The sequence below is a fragment of the Pseudomonas sp. WS 5071 genome, assembly GCF_012985765.1.
In the GTDB taxonomy this organism is placed as follows: domain Bacteria; phylum Pseudomonadota; class Gammaproteobacteria; order Pseudomonadales; family Pseudomonadaceae; genus Aquipseudomonas; species Aquipseudomonas lundensis_A.
Map to the genome: position 1 here is coordinate 1 of NZ_JAAQWY010000041.1, position 17,865 is coordinate 17,865.

Below are 17,865 nucleotides of genomic sequence, written 5' to 3' on the forward strand. Positions count from 1 at the left end.
TCTCCAGGCACTACCGCGCCTCCTGCTTTGAGCTTGGTGCGCCAAGCATACAGCGTCGCTTCGGGGACACCTTCTTGGCGAGCGAGCTCAGCTACGGAGTGGTTGAGTGGCGGGAGTAACTTGTTCAGCAGGGCAGCTTTACGCTCAGGTGAATAGCTCGACATTACAGCTCTCTTTGACGCCCCCGATCTATCGTTTTGATAAATCAGCTCAGGCGACAACTAGCCTGACACCGGGGGCCCGTTTCCAAACCGCGTTTCATTTTTAATAGGGCTCATGACTGCTTCTGCACGATAACTGCCTGCCACGAAGGGCAGTTCCCCGCCAGAAGCAGGCTTTTACGAACGACGAGTTCTGGCAAAATCGGACGTTAAAGTCTTCACCGTAGGCCCCTTTTTAACCCTACAACGGCAGTATTGCGTGACTTTGTTCAAATGCTTGCTTTGGATTGGAGCTCCGTGCATACGTTGCATACCAACGCGAGCATGATCCGCCAGCGCTGCGGAACGGTGACCAATGAGCACGGATCGGACTTAGTCAGCATGTTGCAGCTGGCATTGAAGTTGTAGCCGCTTGTAGCTCTGCACACTGAGTTCTGTGCATCCCACTAGCGTGTTGTTTGGACAAAAAACCGCCTCGGCTACGCCGAAGCGGCAGACTTCTCAACTATTACTGACCTTTGACGTAGTCTCGTAGCCGTTGAAAGACATCTTCATAATGGAGTGGTGAGCGTAAACGGAAGGCGCATCTCTTCGACAGGCCCGGTATCCCGGCCACACATTTCGTCATGCACGCATTGCTGCACCAGCACACAAGGAAATGCCGGCACGGTCTGCAGCAAATCACGCAGGTGGGTCATCGAACGCAGGTGCATCGGCTTGGCCGCCTCGTCAAGCAGGGTGAATTGCCCGTGATCGAGGCGGATCCGTGCCAAATAAACACCGCCTTCGAGTGACAGCAGCTCCAGCTCGCGTATTTCACTGTTGGCCGCATGTTCGGTTAGGGTTTGCAGGTTCATGCTTCACTCCTTGCCTACCAGGGCAGGCGTTCTCCATCGTAAGCAAAGAAATGGCCGCTGTCGGCCGGTGTCAACTGGTCAATCAAGGTCAGTAATTGGGCCGCGGCAACGCCTGCGGGGCGTGCGCTGTCGGCTACGCGAAAAGGGTGCGACAGCCCCGACACAACCGTGCCTGGATGCAGGGTTAGCAACCGGCTGTACGGGTGGGTGCGGGCCAGTTCGATGGCGGCAGTCTTGATCAGCATGTTCAGTGCGGCTTTGGAAGCCCGGTAGGCATACCAGCCGCCCAAACGGTTGTCGCCAATGCTGCCGACCTTTGCCGATAGCATAGCCATCGCTCCGCGCGGTGCGAGCAGCGGTAAAAAGTAGCGCAACACGATGGCCGGCCCCAGCGTGTTCACTTGAAACACAGCCTGCAGCGCCTCCGGCTCGATGGCGCTGATGCTTTTTTCCGGTTTGATCCCGTCGCGATGGAGCAGGCCGGCCGCGTGTACGATCAGTTGATACGGCGCTTCTGCGGCCAGTTCGGTGGCGGCGCTGGCAATCGTTTCCGGTCGTTCAAGGTCCAGCTCGGGAACGGTATGGCGCCCTAGCGCACGAACCCCGGCGCAGCGCGGATCCTGCCTCAGGTGTTCGCAAAACGCTGTGCCGAGGGCGCCGCTAGCACCGATCACCAGCGCGCGATACCCGTCGTCGAGGGAGGTCATGGTCAGGAGGTGGTTCATTGGCTCACCCCGGCGCCCTGGCGGCGGAAGAATATCGTCACCTGACCGACCTCAACCCCGAACTTGGACATACGGGTGCGGTTGATCAATGTGTCTTCGTCCATCAAGTACATCCAGTCGTCCATGCTCATTTCGTAGGTCGAATCATCGACTGGCAGGTTCAGGTTGTATCGCCAGTGCAACGTGTTTCCGACGACGTGGCCCCTGGCGATACCGACCACATCCTCCGCGCGGCCGCTCCAGCGTCCCTGGCCCTCTGGCGTGAGGGTCCAGACGCGACGCTGGCGGGTGCCGTCGCTATAGAGGAAGCGCTCGTCGAGAATTAGGTTGTTGCCTTCGCGACGGCTGACGATGTTGACCTCGAAACGCTTGGCCACCTCACCGTTGCGCTTCTGAAACATCCCCCAGGCTTTGACGGGCTGGCTGAAAAAATGCTCCAGATTCAACGCCGGTTGCTGATCCGCATACCGGGCAACATCCACACTGGTACAGCTCGTGACGCTGAGTACCATTGCCAGTAACAGCAGAAATCGGGTCATTGCCTTAATCCCTAAAGTACACAAGTGTGAGGATGAAGTTTCGAGCGATGCAGCTGTACAGTTTGCAGTCAGTGTATAAGTTTATCGTCGTCCGATGAGCTGTAGGAATTCCTGCCTCGTCGTCGAACTATCACGGAAGTTGCCCAGCATTACGGAGGTAGTCATGACCGAATTCTGCTTCTCTACGCCGCGCATCATCATGCACATGTGCCTAGCTTCAATGACCACGGCCACACCGGCGGCATCAGTAATCTGCTGGATAGCTTCAGCAATCTGCCGGGTAAGGTTTTCTTGGATCTGTAGGCGACGTGCGAACATATCAACCACTCGCGCGACCTTCGACAGCCCCAGGACTCTGCCGGTGGGGATGTACGCCACATGCGCCTTGCCGATGAAGGGCAACATGTGATGCTCACACAAGGAATAAAGCTCGATGTCCCTGACGATCACCATTTCATCGCTCTGCGACTCGAATAAGGCTCCGTTAGTGACGTCTTCTAGGCTCAACGTGTAGCCATTGCACAGGTACTGCATTGCTTTGGCGGCACGCTTGGGCGTGTCTAACAAGCCCTCGCGCTCGGGGTTTTCACCGAGACCGACGAGAATTTCCCGGTAATGGCTGGCTAATAGTGGGTTCATTCAATTTCTCGCGGTTGGGCTATGAGTGTGTGCAAATCCATAGTCAAATAGTTATACAGGAAAAACTTCTTGTATAGGTTTGTTTAAGGTAGGCTGAAAAAAATCACCTGACAATGAATTGGCAATCTTTTTTTTGCAGATGCGAAAACCTCATTTCTCGTTTGCCCAATGACTGACCCTGCCTGGCCCAGCTTTTCAGGTTTCGCGGCATTCGGTTATGGAATAGCCTCTTTGCCAAGCGTGAGCATGGGATAGGGCATTGGCTGATTATTACGGGCTCTGAACACGCTTAATCATGGAGATATCATCATTTATGGAAAATAAACTGGTTTCCAAGACAGCGGTCGTCACCGGCGCGGCTCAAGGCATCGGCGCCGCCATTGCAAGGCTCTTTGTGCAAGAAGGTTGCTTCGTTTACGTCACTGATATTAACGACGATCTTGGTAATGCGGTTGCAAGCTCGTTGGGTAGTAGCGCCTGCTTTCAGCGTCTGGATGTGCGGCGTGAAGAGGATTGGCAACGATTGGCCACGCAGATTACAAATCAAGGCCGGAATTGGAATATCCTCGTGAATAACGCGGGCATCACCGGATTCGAGAGCGGCGCTGAGCGACATGACCCGGAACATGCAAGTCTGGAAGATTGGCGTTCCGTGCATCAAACTAATCTCGACGGAGTATTCCTCGGATGCAAATACGCCATTCGCTCCATGCGCCAGTCAGGAGCCGGTTCCATCGTCAACATTTCCTCTCGCTCCGGCCTCGTTGGCATTCCAGGGGCTGCAGCGTATGCGTCGTCCAAAGCTGCCGTTCGCAATCACACTAAAACAGTGGCGCTTTACTGCGCCGAACAAGGACTGAGCGTTCGATGCAACTCGATTCATCCGGCGGCCATCCTTACTCCCATGTGGGAACCCATGTTAGGTAGCGATGCCGGTCGCGAAGAGCGAATGGCTGCGCTGGTTCGAGACACTCCGCTCAGGCGATTCGGTATGCCTGAAGAAGTGGCCGCTCTGGCCTTGTTGCTCGCGTCGGATGACGCTACGTACATCACGGGCAGCGAGTTCAATATTGATGGTGGTCTGTTGGCTGGGACGGCTGCGACTCCGGCAGTCCTGGACGACAGCGAAACCTAGGACATTAAGATCGCGCCTGCGAAAGACAGTTTTTGACCGATTGTGTTGAAAAAGTCGATCCTTCCAGGCTGCACACGTATTGATTGCTGCAAATGCATTTTTTAAGCGCAGCTACGCCAAATCTGCCCCCGAAACCCTTTGTTCAAAGTAAAGATTTCAATTTCAAACGCGTACTTTTCTGCGTTGGAAAGCATGGCCGACTTTTTCAACAGAATCGGCCAAAAGCGGACATTAACGGATGGCTTAATTTAGTTATGGTTTTTGTACTTAATAGCGCTGGGATTATCTTTTTTGCAACGCGCTGCACTGCTCAGGCTTCAGACCAACTGTATCTACACCAAAAGGCTGTCCCGTCTACACAGCTTTGCGCAATGCATTGGCAACCAGTGTAAAGGCGGGGGACGGTTGTCGACGGCTGGGGTAATACAAATAGTAGCCAGAGAACGGTGGGCACCAATCTTCCAGCACCCGCTCCAGCCTACCTTCACGCAGGTGCGGCTCAAACTCTTCTTCTGGCAGGTACGCGATGCCCAGCCCGGCCAAGGCCGCATCTACGATATGGCTGGACGTGTTGAAAATAAGCTGGCCGTTTACACGCACGTTCACCTGCTTGCCTCGCTGCTCAAAGTCCCATACATAAAGCCCGCCAGATGTCTGCATACGCTGGTTGATACAGCTATGGTTCATCAGGTCGCGCGGGTTTTCGGGAATGCCACGGCTGGCAAAGTACCCTGGCACGGCGACAGCAGCCATCCGCAATTGCGGGCCTATCGGAACTGCGATCATGTCTTTGTCGATGGTGTCGCCCAGGCGCACACCTGCATCAAAACGATCCGCCACAATGTCCCTGAATCCGTAACTCACGTCGAACTCAACGTTGATGTCCGGGTATTCGTGGAGCAGCGCAGATAGTTTGGGTAGCAACGTGGTGCGCAGAACATGATCGCCGCAGGTGATACGTACGGTGCCCGCAGGCTTGTCGCGCATTTGCGTCAGGTTATCCAGTTCCGCCTCAATCTCATCGAAGCGATTACCGATCGCTTGCAGCAGCCGCTCGCCCGCGACAGTCGGCGAGACGCTGCGGGTGGTGCGCGTCAGCAACCTGATTTGCAGGCGCGATTCCAGACCTCTGATGGCCTGGCTCAGTGCCGACTGGGTAACTCCCAGTATCCCGGCGGCACGGGTGAAGCTGCCTTCACGCGCCACTGTCACGAATGAAAGCAGATCGTTGAGGTTTCCTCTGACCATGGTACGCAGCACCTTATGCAGCTATTGATTAGCTAAACTTATAGCCTTGTTAAGCATTCATTAGCTAGTCGCGTGAGTATTCGTTCGCCACCATGACCGGCATGAATACGATTAGTCGCGAGGACCCAATGGCCACTGTTTCAACCAGCAACGAGGCTCCTGCCTACTGGAGCGGGGTCTTTGCAATGACGCTGTGTGTTTTCGCCCTGATCGCTTCTGAATTCATGCCTGCCAGCCTGCTGACGCCGATAGCCCTTGATCTTCAGGTTAGCGAAGGGATGACCGGGCAAGGCATTGCGATTTCGGGGGCATTTGCCGTGCTAACTAGCCTGTCGATCTCGTGGCTTGCCAGAACCCTCGATCGCAAGCTGTTGCTGATGGCACTGGCCGGGTTGATGGCCGTCTCGGGTTTGATCGTCGGGCTGGCCCCCGACTATCAAACTTACATGGTCGGCCGTGCGCTCATCGGTGTGGTCATTGGCGGTTTCTGGGCGATGTCCGCGGCGACGGCTATGCGCTTGGTACCCGCCCCGCAGGTGCCGAAAGCACTAGCCATCTTCAACGGCGGTAACGCGCTGGCTACCGTAATTGCCGCACCGTTGGGCAGTTATTTGGGCTCGATTATTGGCTGGCGCGGTGCTTTTCTTTGTGTAGTGCCCATCGCGGCGATTGCTCTGACCTGGATGTACATCAGCCTCCGGCCCATGAAGGTGGGACCGCGTAGAACGGAATCAGGGAACGTGTTCAAGCTGTTAAAGAATCGTTCAGTGGCACTGGGTATGGTCGGTTGCGGAGCCTTCTTCATGGGGCAGTTTGCGCTATTCACCTACCTGCGGCCCTTCCTTGAAACGGTAACGCGCGTCGATGTATCCATGCTGTCGTTGATCTTACTGGTGATCGGCTCGACAGGCTTTATCGGTACCTTGATTATCGGCCGATTTCTAAGGCGCAGCCTGTTCCAGACATTAATAGTCATTCCGGTCTTGATGGCCTTGATCGCTCTGGCACTGATCCCTTTTGGCCACTCGACCTTCGTTGTTGGTGCACTGCTGGGGTTATGGGGACTGTTGGCGACTGCGGCCCCGGTGGGCTGGTGGAATTGGGTAGCACAGGCGATGCCAAATAATGCCGAGGCTGGAGGCGGCCTGATGGTAGCCGTGATTCAACTGTCCATTGCTCTGGGCTCAACCGTGGGTGGACTGCTGTTCGATAGTCACGGCTATCAGCGCACGTTTTTCGCTAGTGCAATCGTGCTGCTGCTGGGGGCAGCGGTGACGGTACTGACGTCACATGCAACATCCTCTAGAGTCCCTTGAGTTACGCAACGTTCCAGGAGAATGGTTATGACCGGGAGCATTTACCCGTCGCAAATGCCTAGCAGCGCGAAAGCTGGAGCAAGCGGCCACTTCGTTGGCTTGGTGTGCTGTATTCAGCTCTCGTGCTTGGCAGTTACATCTTAATGAATGATGCCGCGTCGGCGTCTTCGATTACGGAGAAATCTCGCATGTGGATGACCGTCGGCGAGCATAGGCTGGAGATGTCTATGGCGCCGGGGGCAGTCCATTTAAGGCAAAAGGGTGTCTAGGAAACCCGGGGCGATTCATGTTGAAACCCTGCGAGTTCCTTTTTCACTGACCGCACCTTGGTGACAGCCCCCCGCAAGCTTGACCCTCGGGGAAGGTTTGCGATCAGTGTGCAGCGAGCGCGGCAGTCTTCATAAAAGCCCTGCCACGCGCTTTGAGATTCCCGATCAAGCAGCAGGAAGGGCACTGTTTGGCCGCCAACGGTTATTCAAGGACTCCGGGGTCGCGCCGTATCTCTTCGCGCGCCATGGCTTCCCACAAAAACGGAAACCCATTGGCGTCGGTACGCTTGCCGGTGGCCAAGGCTACGTTTGAGGGCAAGGGGCTGCCACCACCTAGCGTCTCTACATGCCATGCCAAACGGCTGCGCCATTCCAGGGTAATCGCTCGCAAGTGCGCCTGACGAATGCCATTGGCGACGATCAACACACCATGATTTGCGAGCATTGCCCATTTTTGCGAGCCCAATGCGTCCACCACGGCGCGGCCCAGATCAGCGTCTTCAACCGTGCCACGGTACTCGTCATAGAGCACAGGGTCTGTGTCGACCAATGCGGATGTCTGGTCATAAATCGGTGGGATACGGCCTGCGGCTGACCAGATCGAGCCCCATTGCGGGTGATTGTGGATGACCACCCCCACATCGTGGCGGGCAGCGTGCACCTCGATGTGCAGGTTGATTGCCGGGGTAATGTTCCAGTCGCCTTCGATCACTTGGCCTTGCGCATCGAGCCGCACGATGTCCGAAGCGGTTACTTCTGACCACGTCAATTCCCAAGGGTTGGCAAGGTAAGTGCCGTCATCCTGGCGCACAGTGATGTGGCCAGCAATGTGATCGTTGTAACCTTCTCGGGACAAAACCCGGCACAGCAGCGCAACGGTTTGCCGGGCGGTCAGCTCGGGTAACAGGGCGTGACGGCCTGGCCGTGGGATGTAGCGGGCGAGCATGTCGTAATTAAGCGTGTCCTTTAACATGACGGCTTCCTTCTTCTGAACGGCGATGCTAAGCAATGGTTTATCCATGACGGGCGTGGGCAAACACCGAAGTGCGTTGCATGCGTCGTTGATGCGGTTTGTAATCCAGGATGGCGTTGTGGAGTACGCTGCGGTTGTCCCAGAGCACCATGTCACCGACCGTCCAGCGGTGGCGAAAGCCGAATTGCACGTGCTGGCAATGTGCATGCAAGTAAGCAAGCACCGCCTCGCTTTCGGCGCTGGCGAGGCCTTCAATGTGGGTGGTGTAGGTCGGGCTGAGGTACAGCGCCTGGCGTCCTGAAATGGGGTGTCTGATGACCAGAGGGTGGAGGTGCCGCCGGTTCATGCTGACGACCTCCAGATAGCGTTCATGTGTGACGACGTTCTGGCGCAGGGCGGCCGTGATAGGCGCGTTCATGTCGTGCCAGGCACTCAGTCCCTCGAGGTAGTGCTTCATGCGTTCAGACAACGCCTCGTAGGCGGTGGTCATACTGACCCAGCAGGTGTCACCGCCGGTAGGCGGCAGTATCTGGGCATGGGTCATGGTGACGACAGGCGGGTGGGGCAAAAAGCTTTCGTCGTGATGCCACATGTCAGCCCTGTCGCCCAGCTTGGAGTCGATCACCGTAATTTCTTCAAAACCATTGCCCAGATTGGGGTAAAACGTGTGGACTTCGGGCTCCCCGAAATACCGTGCGATGGCCAGATGTTGTTCGGGTTTCAGCCCGGGGGCATGCAGCACGATAACTTCATGTTTGATAAGAGCGGCTTCAAGGGCCTCCAATGTCTGCGGCAAAACGACAGAAGAAAGATCCAGATCGACGACTTCGCCTCCCAGATGTGGACCCAGGGGCAATACAGTGAACGTTGAAGACATAAACAATCTCCTGGCAGGGCGCCAACACCTGAGCGGATCAAGCGCATGGCGACACGTTTAGATGTTGTCGGATCGACCGCAATGATCATACTGAGGGCGCCCGCGTTGAGATATTCGCATTCCAGAACACCCTTTGCGTTTGTCTAACATGCTGATTTACATGGGTTAATTGGATTTCATGCGGATGCTGAGAAGGTCGGGCTCGGATTTCCATACAAGAACAGGCACACAACGTAATGGACCTGATAACAACACAGCAGGCGCTTCCGGCTTTACGCAAGCGACCCTCCCAGTCGCGCTCACGTGCACTGGTCGAAGCGGTAGAGCAGGCGTGTTTGCGGATTCTCGATGAATCCGGGGAGGACTCGCTCACCGTGGCCCGCATTGCAGACGTTTCCGGCGTCGCAGTCGGGTCGATCTATCAATACTTTCCCAACAAGGACGCCATCATTGCCCTGCTGTACGAACGTGTACTCGACCAAGAGGCCGAACAACTCTTGAGGGTGCGTGAGCGGCTACGGGGCGTACCGTTGAAATCGGCACTGCGGGAAATTCTCGGAAATATCGTGCGTGTTGAAATGCGCCTGTTCAAATTGAACAAGGCTTTTCACTTGCGGTACCACTCGGCCCTGCACTTGGGCATGTGGCGCGGGCCCTACAAGACGGCAGGGGAGTTTATCGAGGCGACCTGGCTGCCACTTTTGACGATGTATAAAAGTGAGATCACAACACCGCATCCGGAATTGGCCGCGTACCTGCTCGGCCAAGGATTGCGCGAGGTCATCCGTGGCGTACTGCAAGACATACCGGAGCAGCTGGAGTCGACGGCTCTGCAGGACAGTCTGCTGGCAATGGCCATGGGCTGCCTGCGTCCATGCACGTTTGGCTTGAGCAGCAGGCAATAGCGCTAAGCGTTATTGCTGCAGCTGGTATTTCGCTTTGAGCGTGGGGTGGACCTTGAGGGTGTCATCAGCTGCCCACTCCCATTGGCTGTCCAGTTCCTGAGCCACTGACTCAAGGCTCACACCGGGCTGTAATGCGCAGTAAGTTTGCTTGGGCTCGAAATACAAGGTGGGGTTTTCGAGGGCACTGTGAGCCTCGGTCACGAGTGCGAGGGCATCTTCTATGCCTGCAACGTCTAGAACGCTGGCCTGACCGGCCTGTTCGAACTTCAATACAAATGTCACTACAGCGTTCCTTGTCGAGTGGAACCTCGCTACGAGGCGCCATGTTAATGACAGCTCGTAGCGTAGTCTCTTAGCGGAAGGTCTGTAGTACTAATTACTGCGCTAGCCTGGGAATGGCTGAACGCTGTTTCTCAACTGCCTTTTGCCGAGACGATGCTGGCAACCAGCCGAGGCTGGCAGTTGAGGTAAGCCGAGGACTGGAGCCAACGCTTGTCGGGGTACCACGCGAACATGAACTGTCCGTCCTTGAGTTTGTCTACCACTTTACGCGCCACTTGCGGCCGAACCGCTGGGCAGCCCTGGCTGCGGCCGATGCGGCCCTGGCGCTCGCTCCAGAGCGGATTCACATAGCTGGCGGCATGAATCACGATGGCCCGGTCGCGTGCCCGGTCATTGATGCCAGGCTCAAGGCCATCCATGCGCAGTGAATAGCCATGGGTGCCTTTGTAACTTTCTTGAGTGCGGAACAAGCCCAGGCTGGACTGGTAGCTGCCTTCGTCATTGGAAAATTGGGTGGCGAAGTTTTCCCCGGAGTTTTGCCCGTGAGCGACCAGATCGCGTAATACCAGGCGCTTGCTTTGCAGGTCGAAGATCCACAAGCGGCGCGCAGTAGATGGCTGCGAGTAGTCAATCACTGCCAGATGCCGAGCCTGGCTGGCGCCATTGTTCACGGCGCATTGCATGGCGCTGATGGCACTTTTTAGTGCTTGGGGATTGAGTTCTGGTGCTGCCTGGGCGAGGCTGTTGAACAGTACCGGTGTAGAGGGGCTGGCGGCGAACACAGGGCTGGTAAACAGGCCCACGGTCGCGGCGGCCAGACAAAGCCGTCGCAGGAAAGTCAGCATAGGTCTAGGGTTCTCACTGTTGTATAGGCTCCAAATGTCCCGTCCAGACAGGTGCTGACCTGTGCAACGTCGACGGGTGATACGGTTATCCATCAACCATGATGGCCATGGATTGGAGTAAAGCAGTTGATCAAAAAACACGCATGTTACTTGAGCATTGCTTTGCTCGCAGCGCCATTGGTCGCTCTGGCCGATGAGGTGCCCGTTGATCCGGCGACGATGATTGAGGTCGCGCTGACGGATTTGCCCCGCGAGTGTCCTGCGCTGGCCCCACGCATTAACGCGCCGGCTCAGCAGTTATTGCAGGCGTTTTACCAAGGTCAGCACTTTCAACCGGTGTGGTCGGTGGATGGGCGTCTTGCCGCGTTGCAGGCCGAACTGCCCACGTTGGCCGATGATGGCCTGGACCCGGCGCACTACCCGTTGCCCAACGATCAGGGCTTATGCGCCGACATCGATACCAGCTTTCAATACCTGCAAGCCCTGCAGGATCTGCATTTTGGTCGTTTGAACCAATCGCGTTTCGAGCCGGTCTGGCACTCCGGCGATGAACTGCCTGATCGGCAGACCCCGATTCTGGCAATTGCCGGGCCGGGCCTGCAGGACATAGGTAGCGCATTTGACAAGGCGCGCCCTGCGCTGGAACGCTACCAGAACCTGCGCAAGGTGTACGCCCGTGAACGCTTGCAGCCGCTGCCTCGCTGGCCTGTGGTGGGGCAGGGGCAACTGCTCAAACCCGGCATGCAGGATGCGCGGGTGCCTGTGTTGGCAGAACGAATGCTGAGCGAGGGGTACCTGAGCCACATGCCCACGCTGACGAACAATACCTACGGGCCGGAACTGGCCGCTGCCGTAAAGAGTTTTCAGCGTGATCATTCGCTTCAAGCCGATGGCGTCATCGGGCCGGGCACTCTGAAGGAGATGAATGTCAGTGCGCAAGCGCGCCGGGATCAATTACGCATCAATCTGGAGCGTTTTCGCTGGATGGCTCAGGACTTCGAGCCCACCAGTCTTCTGGTCAACGTCCCGGCCGCGTTGCTGATGGTCTACCAAAATGGCATGCCTGTCTGGCAAACCCGTACCCAAGTGGGCAGGCCGGACCGGCAAACGCCGTTGCTCAAATCCCGTGTCATACGCTTGACCCTCAACCCGACCTGGACCATCCCGCCGACCATTTTCAAGCAGGACAAACTGCCGCAAATCCGCCGCGATCAATCGTACCTGGCGCGCCATGACCTGCAAGTGCTCGACAGCAGCGGTCGGCAGCTTTCACCTCAAGAGGTCAACTGGGAACGTCCGGGCAATATCTTGCTGCGTCAGGGCGCAGGTCCGCGCAATCCATTGGGCAAGATCGTGGTGCGGTTCCCCAATCCGTTCGCCGTGTATCTGCACGACACCCCGAGTCAGACACTGTTCAGCAAAGCCCCGCGCGCTTTCAGTTCAGGGTGTGTACGGGTTGAATCGGCCTTCGAACTGCGGGACTGGCTGGTCAGCCCTTCGGAAAAAGCCCGCACTGAAGAATTGCTCAGCACCGGGCGCACCTATGAGTTCCGACTGGAACAGCCCATGCCGATCTTAATGACGTACTGGACCGCCCAGGCTGACATGGACGGTAAAGTGACGTATGCGCCCGACGTTTACGATCACGATCCAGCGTTGATTGCGGCCCTGGTCCGTAAATCACCCGTCAACTGACGGGCTTCGCAAGCGGCCAAAGGGGTGTACAGCACCCCTTTTCACCGGCCACACACCTTCGACCCCCGACGCAATTTGTCCCCGAGACGACTCACTCAGGAGAGCACTTCATGAACAGCTGGCCAGACTCACGCTTCATTGACGTGGCGGGCATCACGGCCCCGATTATTCAAGCGCCAATGCTGGGGGCGGGCGCGGATATGATGATGGGTGTGGCGAAGGCGGGCGGTTTGGGCTCACTGGCCTGTGCAACCCTCGATCTGGAGACAATTCGCGGCGAAGTGGCCACGTTTCGTGCTGCGTGCGACAAGCCCTTGAACCTGAACTTTTTTTGCCATGTCGCGCCTGTAGCCGATGCTGAACGTGCTCAGCACTGGAAGTCGCTATTCAAGGGTTACTACGACGAACTCGGTGCTGACTTTGACGCACCCACGCCCGTCTCCAGCCGCGCGCCTTTCGATGAAGCAACCTGCACCCTCGTCGAGCAGTTGCGACCGGAAATTGTCAGCTTTCACTTCGGTTTACCCGCCCCGGCATTGGTGGCTCGGGTCAAGGCCTGTGGCGCCAAAATATTGAGCTCTGCCACCACGGTCGAGGAGGCGCAGTGGCTCGAACGCCATGGCTGCGATGCGATCATTGCCATGGGTTACGAAGCCGGTGGCCATCGGGCAATGTTTTTGAGCGATGAGCTGACCACCCAGACCGGCACATTTGCATTGGTGCCGCAGATCGTCGATGCAGTCTCAGTCCCGGTGATCGCAGCCGGGGGCATTGCAGACGCACGCGGGATTGCAGCGGCCTTTGCTTTGGGCGCAAGCGCGGTGCAGATCGGTACGGCCTACCTGTTTTGCCCGCAAGCCAAATTGACTCACCCCCACCGGCGGGCGTTGCATGAAGCGAGCTCCAGCCAGACGGCATTGACCAACCTGTTCACCGGGCGCCCCGCACGCGGAATTCTCAATCGGGTGATGCGTGAAGTCGGGCCGATAAACCCTCTGGCTCCGGCTTTTCCCTTGGCTGGAGGTGTGCTGTTGCCGCTCAAGGCCAAAACAGAGCCTCAGGGGTCGGGGGATTTCATCAACCTGTGGGCGGGGCAGGCATTCGCCCTGAGCCCTGGACGGACCCAGGAATTGTCTTCCTATGCGCTCACACACAGGTTGATAACCGATTACGCAAATCGCCGCCCGCTGTAATCAGGCACGTTGGGGAGCATGGACGTAGTGGGTTTGCGCCGCATGGCCTGCGGTGCGAATCAGCAAACCGACCGAGCCTACTACCGGCAAACTGACGAGCAGCAGCGCGTAACGCAGTGACTCGATGCCAAACGCGGGTTGCAGCGCATCGCTAAGCAGCCCCGCCAGCAGGGGGCCAACACCGATGCCCAACAAGGTTGAAATAATGGTCTGCAAAGCCATGGCGGTACCGCGTCGGCTGGCCGGCACCAGTTGCGTTACCAGGTTGTAGGACGGCGCCACCCACCACACGGCAAAAAAGCTGTAGAGCGCGCACCACAGCATTGCACTGGGGATCGGTACGCTGCCCAGTTGCATGAACACGGTGCCTGGCCACAACAGGTAGGTCACCAGCGCACACAAGGCTGCGAGGTGCCCGATGATAGGAATTGCGACCTGCCAGTGCGGGTTGCGCGGTGTCAGGCGGTCGCTCAGCCAGCCGCTGAACAGAGCACCGATACCGGCAACGCCGCCGCATATAAAACCCGCCAGCAAGCCTGCGTGTTGCAGCGACAAACCGTGGGAGCGCACCAGAAAACTGGTGTTCCACATACCGATGGCATACGAACTCAAGGTGCACAGGCCGCCCGCCATAATCAGGCAGCGGTAGGCCGAATTGGCCCAGAGTTTGCGCGCCTCACCGCCCAGGCTCTGCAACGGGTGGGCGGCATGCGCACCGGCCAGATCCCAGCGCCCCCGGGCCGGGTCTTTGACTACAAACGCCAGTACGGTTGAGAACAGCAACGCGGGCAGGCCAATCGCAATAAACGCCGTGCGCCAGCCATAGTGTTCAACCACCCACGCCCCCAGACTGAGCCCGATGACCGCCGAAAAGGTCGGCGCTGCGGTAAAGCAGCTGATCGCAAAAGAGCGGCGGTGGGGCGGGTAAAGGTCGGCAATGATCGACATGGAGGCTGACGTGGTGGGTGACTCGCTCACCGCGACGGCCATGCGCGCCAGTGCCAGCATCCAGAAACTTACCGCCAGCCCGCAGGCCATGGTCGCGATGGCCCACAACAGACACGCCACGGCCAGCAGGCGGGTGCGCGACATGCGATCGGCCAGACGCCCGGCCGGCAGCCCGAGCAGTGCATAGACACCGGCAAATGCCAGCCCCGATATCAGGCCCAGTGCGGTGTCACCCACGCCGAACTCGCGTTTGATCGGTTCAATCATCACCGCCAGAATCTGCCGCCCGACAAAGTTGTCAGCAAAGACGGCAGCCAGTAATAACAGCAGGCCGTGGCTGCGCCAGCCGACGTGGGTGTTGGACATGGTCGATTCTCTGTGCGCTGAATATCCGGGGCGCTGGCGAACGGCCGCCAGCGCTCGCAACTGCGGGGTGGTCAGGCGCGTTGACGGGCCAGGGTCATGGCGGTGTCTTCGATCATGTCCTCCTGACCGCCGACCATGCCGCGACGCCCCATTTCCACCAGGATCTCCCGCGCGGGGACGCCATATTTCTGCTCGGCGCGTTTGGCGAACAGCAGGAACGACCCATACACCCCGGCATAGCCCATGGTCAGCGCATCGCGATCGCTGCGAATCGGGAAGTCCATGATTGGCACCACCAAGTCTTCGGCTACGTCCTGTATGCCAAACACGCTGACCCCCGTTTCGATGCCCATGCGGTCACACACCGCCACCAGAATCTCCATGGGCGTATTGCCCGCACCTGCACCCAGGCCGGCGGCTGCGGCATCAATCCGAGTGGCGCCTGCGGCGATAGCGGCGATGGAATTGGACACGCCCATCGACAGGTTGTGATGGCCATGGAAGCCGATTTCTGTGTCCGGGTGCAGCGCGGCCCGCAAGGCACTGACGCGGGCACTGATGTCGTGGGGCAGCATGTACCCGGCGGAGTCGGTGAGGTAAATGCAGTTGGCGCCAAAGCTCTCCATCAGCTTGCCTTGCTTGACCAGCCCTTCGGGGCTGTTCATGTGCGCCATCATCAGGAACCCGACAGTGTCCATGCCCAGCTTGCGGGCGTAGGCGATGTGCTGCTCCGACACGTCGGCTTCGGTGCAATGGGTCGCCACCCGGATCGTGCTAACGCCCAAGTCATGGGCCATTTGCAGGTGATCCACCGTGCCGATGCCGGGCAGCAACAACGCCGACACGTTGGCGTTTTTCATCATCGGGATCACAGCCGACAAGTATTGCTCGTCGGTATGGGCCGGGAAGCCATAGTTCACCGAGCTGCCGCCCAGGCCGTCGCCGTGGGTTACTTCAATCAGTGGCACCCCAGCAGCGTCAAGGCCGCAGGCAATGTCTTTCATCTGTTGCAAGCTGATCTGATGACGCTTGGGGTGCATGCCGTCGCGCAGGCACATGTCATGCACGGTGATTTTTTTGCCGCGAAGGTCCATGGTCGACTCCTTAAGCGAGGGCAGGTTGCGGGGCGGTGGCGCGCAGGTGCAGGTCGCCCGACAGGATTTGTTCGGCAAACATTTCGGCGGTACGTGCCGCTGCCGCAGTCATGATGTCCAGGTTGCCGGCGTACTTGGGCAAGAAGTCGCCCAGGCCTTCGACTTCCATGAAAATCGACACGCGGTTGCCGTCAAACACTGGGCCGTTGACCAGTTTGTACCCCGGTACGTATTGCTGCACTTGGGCGATCATGTGGGCAATCGCTTGGCGAATGGCGGCTTGATCGGGCTCGGTTTCGGTCAGGCAATGCACGGTGTCGCGCATGATCAACGGCGGCTCTGCCGGGTTGACGATAATGATGGCCTTGCCTTTTTTGGCGCCGCCCACCTGCTCGATGGCGCTGGCAGTGGTACGGGTGAATTCGTCGATGTTCTTGCGCGTGCCGGGGCCTACGGATTTGGACGCTGCGGTGGCGATAATTTCGGCATACGCCACGGGCTGAACACTGGACACTGCTGCCACCAGCGGAATGGTTGCCTGCCCGCCGCAGGTGACCATGTTGACATTCATCGCGCCGCGTTCGAGGTTGGCGGCCAGGTTCACCGGCGGTACACAGTAAGGGCCGATGGCGGCTGGTGTGAGGTCGATCATCAACACGTCCAGCGCATTGAGCTTGCGGCTGTTTTCGGCATGGACATAGGCCGAGGTCGCGTCAAAGGCAATCTGAATGTTGTCGTTCAGCACATGGGGCAACAAGCCGTCTACGCCCTCACTGGTGGTTTTGAGCCCCATGTCCCGGGCGCGTAATAACCCTTCGGACGTGGCGTCGATGCCCACCATCCACACCGGTTCCAGCACCTCGCTGCGCAACAGTTTGTAGAGCAGGTCGGTGCCGATGTTGCCGGGCCCGATCAGGGCGCATTTGATCTTTTTGGTCATCATTGAGCTCTCGATCACAGGTTCAGGACACGAAACGCAGACGGGCGCTGCCCAGCCCGCTGAGGGTCAGGCTGACGTCGTCCCCCGGCAGCACGGGTACCAGCGGCGCCAGAGCACCGGAAAGGATGATTTCGCCTTTGCGAAACGGGATGTTGAACTTCCCCAGCGTATTGGCCAGCCACGCTACGGCTTCACACGGGTGCCCCTGCACCGCAGACCCCAAGCCATTGCCCGCGGGCTGACCGTTTTTCAGCAGGTTCAACTGCACCTTGGCCAAGTCCAGCTCACGGGGGTTGATGCGTTCATCACCCAGGGCGAAGACGCCGCACGAGGCGTTGTCGGCCACGGTGTCTTGAATACGGATTTTCCAGTCGACGATGCGCGAGTCGACGATCTCAAAGCACGGGGCTACCCACTGCGTGGCGGCCATTACGTCATCGGCGGTGATGCCCGGACCGTGAAGGTCTTGCCCAAGCATGAAGGCGATTTCGCCTTCGGCCCGGGGTTGCACTAATTGATGGGTTTGAAAACTCACGTCACTGTCATTACCGACCCGCATGCGATCGGTTAAAAAACCGAAGTCGGGTTGATGCACGTCGAGCATGTCTTGCACCGCGCGGCTGGTAACGCCGATTTTTTTACCGACAACCTGTTCCCCCAAGCCTTCACGACGTTGCAGGAAACGCAGGGAAATGTGGTAGGCCATTTCCAGCGTGAGGTCCGGGTAGCGTTGAGTCAGCGGCGGTACGCTGCGGCGCTCGCGCAGGGCGTGAAACAGCTCATCGCCCAGCGCTTCAATCAGTTTGCTGTCCATATAGGTTCTCTCTGGCCCTGCCGTCGCGGCCTGTACCCGCGACG

The 17,865-nt window shown here is 58.1% G+C and carries 19 protein-coding genes; 5 read left to right on the forward strand and 14 right to left on the reverse strand.

The annotated features are described in order from the left end of the window. The 5 genes from HBN61_RS20475 to folE all read right to left on the reverse strand — a co-directional run. The coding region (locus HBN61_RS20475; RefSeq protein ID WP_170046922.1) for a transposase at positions 1-164 on the reverse strand (164 nt) is incomplete at its 3' end. 548 nt (positions 165-712) lie between these two features. Next, a complete protein-coding gene (locus tag HBN61_RS20480; RefSeq protein WP_170047781.1) occupies positions 713-1,018 on the reverse strand; it encodes a DUF6482 family protein in 306 nt (101 codons plus the stop codon). A gap of 14 nt (positions 1,019-1,032) precedes the next feature. Further along, positions 1,033-1,743: an SDR family NAD(P)-dependent oxidoreductase gene (locus tag HBN61_RS20485; protein ID WP_169966172.1), complete on the reverse strand. Its 711-nt coding sequence runs from the start codon at positions 1,741-1,743 to the stop codon at positions 1,033-1,035. Further along, on the reverse strand, positions 1,740-2,282 hold the full coding sequence (locus tag HBN61_RS20490) for a DUF3833 domain-containing protein (RefSeq protein ID WP_094992937.1): 543 nt from the start codon (positions 2,280-2,282) through the stop codon (positions 1,740-1,742). The genes HBN61_RS20485 and HBN61_RS20490 overlap by 4 nt, the downstream gene beginning before the upstream one ends. 81 nt (positions 2,283-2,363) lie before the next feature. Beyond that, entirely contained in the window at positions 2,364-2,921 is a 558-nt protein-coding gene (gene folE / locus HBN61_RS20495) for a GTP cyclohydrolase I FolE (RefSeq protein WP_094992936.1), read from the reverse strand. A 313-nt stretch (positions 2,922-3,234) separates the two neighbouring features. Here folE and HBN61_RS20500 point away from each other — a divergent pair, with 313 nt between their 5' ends. Beyond that, positions 3,235-4,056, forward strand: coding sequence for an SDR family oxidoreductase (locus HBN61_RS20500; protein ID WP_170047782.1), 822 nt, complete (start codon positions 3,235-3,237; stop codon positions 4,054-4,056). Between the two features lie 354 nt (positions 4,057-4,410). On the opposite strand, the gene HBN61_RS20505 is transcribed toward HBN61_RS20500, so the two are convergent. Beyond that, complete coding sequence (locus HBN61_RS20505) at positions 4,411-5,304, reverse strand: LysR family transcriptional regulator (RefSeq protein WP_170047783.1); 894 nt, start codon at positions 5,302-5,304, stop codon at positions 4,411-4,413. A 128-nt stretch (positions 5,305-5,432) separates the two neighbouring features. Between HBN61_RS20505 and HBN61_RS20510 the strand changes: the two genes are divergently transcribed. Next, positions 5,433-6,620 (forward strand): MFS transporter, encoded by a 1,188-nt coding sequence (locus HBN61_RS20510; RefSeq protein ID WP_170047784.1) that lies wholly within the window; start codon positions 5,433-5,435, stop codon positions 6,618-6,620. 471 nt (positions 6,621-7,091) lie between these two features. On the opposite strand, the gene HBN61_RS20515 is transcribed toward HBN61_RS20510, so the two are convergent. Beyond that, positions 7,092-7,862: a class II aldolase/adducin family protein gene (locus HBN61_RS20515; RefSeq protein ID WP_169963031.1), complete on the reverse strand. Its 771-nt coding sequence runs from the start codon at positions 7,860-7,862 to the stop codon at positions 7,092-7,094. Positions 7,863-7,902: 40 nt separating this feature from the next. After that, a complete protein-coding gene (locus tag HBN61_RS20520; RefSeq protein WP_170047785.1) occupies positions 7,903-8,739 on the reverse strand; it encodes a TauD/TfdA dioxygenase family protein in 837 nt (278 codons plus the stop codon). A gap of 236 nt (positions 8,740-8,975) precedes the next feature. On the opposite strand from HBN61_RS20520, the gene HBN61_RS20525 reads away from it, so the two are divergent. Then, positions 8,976-9,644, forward strand: coding sequence for a TetR/AcrR family transcriptional regulator (locus HBN61_RS20525; RefSeq protein WP_170047786.1), 669 nt, complete (start codon positions 8,976-8,978; stop codon positions 9,642-9,644). Between the two features lie 9 nt (positions 9,645-9,653). On the opposite strand, the gene HBN61_RS20530 is transcribed toward HBN61_RS20525, so the two are convergent. Both HBN61_RS20530 and HBN61_RS20535 read right to left on the reverse strand, forming a co-directional pair. Continuing rightward, complete coding sequence (locus HBN61_RS20530; RefSeq protein ID WP_169963027.1) at positions 9,654-9,926, reverse strand: hypothetical protein; 273 nt, start codon at positions 9,924-9,926, stop codon at positions 9,654-9,656. A 131-nt stretch (positions 9,927-10,057) separates the two neighbouring features. Then, complete coding sequence (locus HBN61_RS20535; RefSeq protein ID WP_094992928.1) at positions 10,058-10,771, reverse strand: murein L,D-transpeptidase catalytic domain family protein; 714 nt, start codon at positions 10,769-10,771, stop codon at positions 10,058-10,060. Positions 10,772-10,897: 126 nt separating this feature from the next. On the opposite strand from HBN61_RS20535, the gene HBN61_RS20540 reads away from it, so the two are divergent. Both HBN61_RS20540 and HBN61_RS20545 read left to right on the forward strand, forming a co-directional pair. After that, on the forward strand, positions 10,898-12,466 hold the full coding sequence (locus HBN61_RS20540) for a L,D-transpeptidase family protein (protein ID WP_170047787.1): 1,569 nt from the start codon (positions 10,898-10,900) through the stop codon (positions 12,464-12,466). Positions 12,467-12,576: 110 nt separating this feature from the next. Then, complete coding sequence (locus tag HBN61_RS20545) at positions 12,577-13,659, forward strand: NAD(P)H-dependent flavin oxidoreductase (RefSeq protein WP_170047788.1); 1,083 nt, start codon at positions 12,577-12,579, stop codon at positions 13,657-13,659. Here HBN61_RS20545 and HBN61_RS20550 read toward each other — a convergent pair whose 3' ends face one another. From HBN61_RS20550 to HBN61_RS20565, 4 genes are all read right to left on the reverse strand, one after another. Beyond that, entirely contained in the window at positions 13,660-14,973 is a 1,314-nt protein-coding gene (locus tag HBN61_RS20550; protein ID WP_170047789.1) for a spinster family MFS transporter, read from the reverse strand. A 71-nt stretch (positions 14,974-15,044) separates the two neighbouring features. After that, positions 15,045-16,067, reverse strand: a complete 1,023-nt coding sequence (dmpG, locus tag HBN61_RS20555; protein WP_094992924.1) for a 4-hydroxy-2-oxovalerate aldolase — start codon at positions 16,065-16,067, stop codon at positions 15,045-15,047. 10 nt (positions 16,068-16,077) lie between these two features. Then, positions 16,078-17,007, reverse strand: coding sequence for an acetaldehyde dehydrogenase (acetylating) (locus HBN61_RS20560; RefSeq protein WP_170047798.1), 930 nt, complete (start codon positions 17,005-17,007; stop codon positions 16,078-16,080). A gap of 22 nt (positions 17,008-17,029) precedes the next feature. Further along, positions 17,030-17,821 carry a fumarylacetoacetate hydrolase family protein gene (locus tag HBN61_RS20565; protein WP_170047790.1) on the reverse strand — a complete coding sequence of 264 codons (792 nt, stop codon included), beginning with the start codon at positions 17,819-17,821 and terminating at the stop codon, positions 17,030-17,032. Between the last annotated feature and the right edge of the window lie 44 nt (positions 17,822-17,865).